4 protein-coding genes are annotated in these 6,191 nt (G+C 42.5%); 2 read left to right on the forward strand and 2 right to left on the reverse strand.

The window, feature by feature from the left end; all coding sequences use genetic code 11:
• The first annotated feature begins 425 nt into the window (after positions 1 to 425).
• Positions 426 to 2,378 (forward strand): ATP-dependent zinc metalloprotease FtsH, encoded by a 1,953-nt coding sequence (gene ftsH / locus Q0X77_RS14920; protein ID WP_297798625.1) that lies wholly within the window; start codon positions 426 to 428, stop codon positions 2,376 to 2,378.
• Between the two features lie 22 nt (positions 2,379 to 2,400).
• Complete coding sequence (locus Q0X77_RS14925; protein ID WP_297798626.1) at positions 2,401 to 2,787, forward strand: hypothetical protein; 387 nt, start codon at positions 2,401 to 2,403, stop codon at positions 2,785 to 2,787.
• A gap of 125 nt (positions 2,788 to 2,912) precedes the next feature.
• Here the strand turns inward: Q0X77_RS14925 and Q0X77_RS14930 are convergent, their stop codons facing one another.
• Positions 2,913 to 5,165, reverse strand: a complete 2,253-nt coding sequence (locus Q0X77_RS14930) for a molybdopterin cofactor-binding domain-containing protein (protein WP_297798627.1) — start codon at positions 5,163 to 5,165, stop codon at positions 2,913 to 2,915.
• 68 nt (positions 5,166 to 5,233) lie between these two features.
• A partial coding sequence (locus tag Q0X77_RS14935) for a molybdopterin cofactor-binding domain-containing protein (protein WP_297798628.1) occupies positions 5,234 to 6,191 on the reverse strand: 958 nt, incomplete at its 5' end.

Consider the following 6,191-nt stretch of genomic DNA (forward strand, 5'->3'; position numbering starts at 1 on the left):
AAAGATTGGCTTGTGCGGTCAGGCACCAAGTGACTTTCCGGAATTCGCTGAATTTTTAGTCAAAGAAGGTATAAACAGTATATCCTTTAATCCGGATGCTCTTTTACAAGGAATTGAAAACATTAATAGTGCAGAGCAGAGCATTGTAACCTTTGGTCAGACAGCAAACAGCAATTGAAGGCAGTCACTTTTAAGTAAAAGTAGTGGCCAATAGAACAAAGAACCAGACCTTCGCTTACCATCTTGGAAAACTCCGCAGCGATTAGGGCTGCGCTAATAGTAACATCAAAATAATAGCATGTCTGAATACTTAGGAATGATCTACATCATTTCAGGGATGGTTATATAGATATATTTTTATATCCGGTGAGCTGCGAATGATGCTATTTCAATTGGTATCTACTCATCCGGCTTAGATAATAATTATGAAACAATCGTCTGATAATAAAACAAATATTGATCCCTCCAAAAAAGGGAAGCCGAAACAGCCCCGCGGAGGAAATAACATCAATCTCGGTTATATTTTGCTTTTTACGACACTTTTATTGTTTTATATTTTTTCAAATCCTGTTGCTGTTACCAAAGAAGTAACCTGGCAAGAGTTTGAGCATACTATGCTTTCTCAACATGATGTTGCAAAAATAGTGGTTATCAACAAGGAGGTGGCAGAAGTATATATCAAAGAAGACCGTCTGTCTGATTCAAGGCATCAATGGATTAAGGATAATTCCATTAGCTCTAAAACAGGACCACATTATGCTATCCGGATTGGTTCTGTGGAAAGTTTTGAAAATAAAATGGCCAAAGCCCAAAAGGACTTCACTACTGAGGAAGAGGTAGATGTAAGTTATCAGAACCGAATAAATTTATGGAATATCGTTCCATGGCTTTTACCTCTTATGTTTTTGTTACTATTCTGGGGATATTTCCTTCGAAGAATGCGTACAGGAGGAGGCTCGAATCCCCTGTTCAATTTTGGAAAATCATCTCCACAATTAACAGAGAAAGGCCATAAAAGTAAAGTAACATTCGATGACATTGCCGGTTTAAAAGAGGCTAAGACTGAGGTTATTGAAGTGGTTGATTTTCTAAAACATCCGGAGCATTACACCAAATTAGGTGCTAAAATTCCCAAGGGAGTTATGTTGGTTGGTCCTCCCGGAACCGGTAAAACCTTAATGGCAAAAGCAGTAGCCGGAGAAGCAGGGGTACCTTTCTTTTCTATGTCTGGTTCAGAGTTTGTAGAAATGTTTGTCGGAGTTGGCGCTTCAAGGGTTCGTGATCTTTTCAAACGAGCAAAGGAAAAAGCACCAAGTATAATTTTTATTGATGAAATTGATGCAGTGGGCCGTTCACGTGGTAAGTTAAATGCATTTCAGGCTAATGATGAAAGGGAAAGCACTTTAAATCAATTGCTAACCGAGTTAGATGGATTTGGGCCTAATACTGGGGTTATTGTATTAGCCGCCACCAACCGACCCGATGTTTTAGACAAGGCCTTATTAAGACCGGGCAGGTTTGATCGTCATATCTACCTGGAGCTGCCCAACAAACAAGAGCGAATTGAAATCTTCGGGGTTCATATACGGGATCTTAAATTATCCAAAAATGTTGACCTTCAGGAATTGGGGGCATTAAGTCCGGGATTTTCAGGGGCTGATATTGCGAACATATGCAATGAAGCTGCGCTAATTGCGGCTCGTAAAAAGAAGGAAGAGGTTGAGCAGGAAGACTTTTTAGAGGCCAGGGACCGGGTTGTAGGAGGACTGGAAAGAAAGAGCAAAATAATTTCACCCAAGGAAAAGGAAATCGTGGCACATCATGAGGCCGGGCATGCCGTTGTGAGCTGGCATTTAAAAAATGTGGATTCTCTGGTTAAAGTATCTATTATTCCCCGGGGAAAATCCCTGGGCTCTGCCTGGTATCTGCCTGAAGAACGGCAAATTGTAACCAGGGCACAATTTGTAGACCAGATTTGTGCATCTCTTGGTGGGCGAGCGGCAGAGGAAATCATTTTTAACGAGATTTCATCCGGAGCATTGGACGATTTGGAAAAAGTAACAAAACAGGCATATACTATGGTCGCCTACTATGGATTAGACAAGGAAATTGGTCCAATTAGTTATTATGACTCCACTGGTCAGAACGAACGTATGTTCGGGAAACCCTACAGTGAGAATATGGCACAGTTAATAGATAAAGAGGTACAGGGCCTGGTAAACAGTTGCTACAATCGAACAAAGGATCTGCTTATAGAACACAGAGCAGAATTAGAAGCGCTTGCGCAACTTTTGTTGAAAAAAGAAATAGTTGAAAAAGAAGATTTGGAAAAGATCATGGGAAAAAGAGTTGTTGCTGAATTGGAAGAGGATGAATAAGTAAAAAATAAAACAAAATATCATGGAGAAAGAAGTCATTTACAACACGGACCTGCACTTTGAACACCAGCAGTGGTGGTCCGAACTGGCTTTTTGGGAAGATGAACTAAAATCCTTTAACAACAGATTGGGCGAGCTGGTAACCCGTTGGACCGATAAAGAGGTATTGGCGCAACTTGAGCATTACCAAAATGAATTTATCCTTCATGGCGGGATTATTGAAAAGCTAAGAGAGGCCATAGAAGTACATGAAACCAGGATAGCAGGCCAGAGCCAAACAGGACAGGATGCACTTGATACTGTGCTAGTCAAAAAACATCTGGAATTTCGGAATAAAATGGAGACACAACGTCAGATTTATGCAGATCTGAAAAGGGAATTCTACCGTTTTCTAACTAAGTATCTGTAGGTAACTTTATATAATTTTTTTCCGAAGAAGATTCTCAAAAAAACCGATCTCATCATTCCTACCGCTTTACCGCTGACACCTTGTTAAAACTGATGTAAAATGCCCGGAATACTTTCCAGATCACCCTAAACAGGCTTTTTAGAATTGAAGGGTTGGTGATAATATCGCTTCCCAGATGCTTTGTACAAGGCATTTGCTAAGGCAGCAAAAATAGGGGGAAAGGTTGGTTCACCCAGACCGGTAGGATCTATATCATTTTGAACAAAATGAACTTCAATTTCCTTGGGAGACTCACTCATTCGAATTATACTGTAGGTATCAAAGTTGTTCTTTTCCGGAACACCGTCCTTAAAGGTTAACTCGCCGTATAAGGCGTTCCCGATACCATCCACGATGCCGCCTTCGGCCATATTGGCGGCGCCATCCGGATTTACAACAATACCACAGTCAAGTGCACATGTGACCTTTTGAACTATTGGTTGGCCATTATTAATTACTAGATCGAGTACCTGTGCCGCGTAGGAATTATGGCAAAAATAGGCAGAAACACCCCGATGTATATTTGGATCTTTGTTTTCCCAATTAGATTTTTCCTTTACAAGCTTAAGCACGCCGGCATAGCGATCAGCTTCGTAATCATTATTCTCACCCACAGGATTTTTACTGGCTTTATCTAATAGTTCCAATCGGAAATCTATTGGATCTTTTCCAGCGGCTTCCGCAACTTCGTCTAAAAAAGACTGTTCTGAACTTGCCATAAAATTGGAACGTGGGGCCCTAAAAGAACCTACAGTTAGATTGGAATCTATGGTCCAATCCTCAGCGAGGTAATTCTCAACTGCACCGGCAGGAAAACGATTGGCAGCTAAAGGGCTTTCAGGAATACCGCCCGCATTTATATGAAATGCTATGAGGTTGTTGTCTGAATCAAGACCTGCCCGGAATTTGGCCTGATAGGCCGGGCGATAGATCCCATCCGTCATATCATCCTCACGGGAATAAATCAGTTTTATGGGGGAGTTCATCTTTTGTGAAATGAGCGCCGATTCCACTAACCAATGGGCATACGATCTGCGTCCATAGCCACCACCCAATCGTGTCATTTTGATGTCTATTTTTTCCACAGGCATTCCAAGACGTGCTGACAAGGTCTTTTCGGTAAGCTCCGGTTTTTGCAGGGGCCCAATAAGTTCTGCTATTTCGTCTGTAACATCAGCAAAGAAATTCATGGGTTCCATACAATTGTGAGCAAGGAAAGGAGCAGTGTAAGTTCGCTCTATTACCCTGGCTGCATTTTTAAATGCTGCTTCCGGGTTACCATCCTTACGACGTATTATTGCGACTTGGGCTGACATTGCTTCCATTTGGGCGTAATGATCGGTGGTGCTTTCAAGGCCTGCCGGGGTACGCTGTTGCCATTTATTGCCAAATCGATCTCGTGTCTCCGTTGAGCTTTCTATTGGTTCACATTCTATTTTTAAAGCCTTTTTTGCGTTCATCACTTCCCATGTAGAGTTGCCTACAATTACGGCCACCTCGTTGAAGGTACGTGTATCAAAAAATGCTTTCTCGTAATCATCATTAAATACTTTTACAGTAAAAACATCTGTAATGCCGGGCATTTTGCGTGCGGCAGAATCATCAACTGACTTCAATTTTAACCCAAATGCCGGAGGATGAACTATCATGGCAATAAGCATTCCCTCACGTTCAGTATCCGAACCGAATAAGGGTTTACCCGTAACGATTTTTAGTCCGTCCACATTTTTCCGGGATGTGCCAATAATCTTAAAATCCTTAATTTCTTTAAGTTCAACTTCATCCGGGACAGGAATTTGGGCCGCTACCGATGCCATTTCTCCATATCCTGAGGATTTGCCACTTTCTTCGTGATATAATACGCCAGCGGCAGTTGTGATTTCTTCCAGAGGCACCTGCCAGGTCTTTGCGGCTGCTTCCCTAAGCATTTGCCGGGCTGAAGCGCCGGCCATTCGTAAACCCGGCCAACCGCGTCGTATGGCCTGGCTGCCTCCGATAAATTGAAAACTAAAGGCATCGGTATTCAAAGGGGCCTGTTCTACGATAACATCTTTCCAATCCACATCCAGTTCGTCTGCTACGATCATGGGCATGGATGTTTTTACATTCTGACCGCCTTCAGGGTTGGGAGACATTATGGTCACCAACCCATTTTCACCAATTTTTAAAAAACTATTGATCTCAAACCACTCCTTAGGCATCTCTTTAACAGCCATTTCTTCAGCCTGTCCGGGCTTGCATGAATTTAAAAAGCTAAAGCCAAGAACAAGGCCGCCTCCTGCCAAACTGGTGTTTTTTATAAAAGCGCGCCTTCCTATTTTTGTTTTTATTGAATTCATGAAAACTTGTTTTGCTTTTAAGAGACTGTATTAACGGAGTAGTGCTAAACGATGATATATTATTCAGGTTATCCCACTAATGGCGGTTTATCCAGAATAAATGGCTGGTCGTAATGCCTTCTTCCGGTAGCTTTATATAAAGCATTGGCCAGAGCCCCCATAATAGGAGGGTAAGGCGGTTCACCAAGTCCGGTTGGGTCTATACCATTGTCCACGAAATAGGTTTCGATGGACTTTGGGGCCTCACTATGGCGAATCAACCGGTATTTATCATAATTGTTCTGTTCTGGTGCACCGTCTTTAAAAGTAATTGCGCTGTACATTGCATGGCCAATTCCGTCAACAACCCCTCCTTCAGCTAAGTTGGTCGCTGCATCAGGATTTACCACAATACCGCAGTCAATGGCTGAGGTAACTTTTTGAACAATGGGTTTGTCGTTGTCCATTTCAATATCAAGCACCTGAGCAACATAACTATTGTGACAAAAATAGGCCGATACCCCGCGGTGCATACCTGGATCATTGGATCCCCAATTTGATTTTTCCCTGACCAATTCTAATACCCCTGCATATCGACTGGCATCATAGTCATTATTTTCACCTACAGGATTTTCCTGGGCCTTTTTTAATAAATCCAGTCGAAATTCTATAGGGTCTTTACCAGCCGCCTCAGCCACCTCGTCCAGGAACGATTGTTCAGCACCCGCAATGAAATTTGATCTTGGCGCCCTAAAAGCACCTGTTGTGATATTGGACTCTATGGTCCAATCCTCCGCCAGATAGTTTTCTAAAGCCCCTGCCGGAAATCGGTTGGCAAATAGCGGACTCTCAGGAATTCCTCCTGCCTTAATATGAAGTGCGGTTAAATTGTTTTCTGCATCGAGTGCAGCACGATAAGTGGCGGAATAACTTGGGCGGTACATGCCCTGCGACATATCGTCTTCCCGGCTATAAACAAGTTTCACAGGCGCTTTTGCTTTTTGTGAGATTGCTGCGGCCTCCACCATAAAATGACCATAAAGTCTG

This window comes from uncultured Eudoraea sp., assembly GCF_947258925.1.
Classification (GTDB): Bacteria; Bacteroidota; Bacteroidia; order Flavobacteriales; family Flavobacteriaceae; genus Eudoraea.

Coding starts and splice junctions, on each gene's coding strand:
- ftsH (WP_297798625.1), top strand. CDS start 426: ATGAAACAATCGTCTGATAATAAAACAAATATTGATCCCTCCAAAAAA.
- Q0X77_RS14925 (WP_297798626.1), top strand. CDS start 2,401: ATGGAGAAAGAAGTCATTTACAACACGGACCTGCACTTTGAACACCAG.
- Q0X77_RS14930 (WP_297798627.1), bottom strand. CDS start 5,165: ATGAATTCAATAAAAACAAAAATAGGAAGGCGCGCTTTTATAAAAAAC.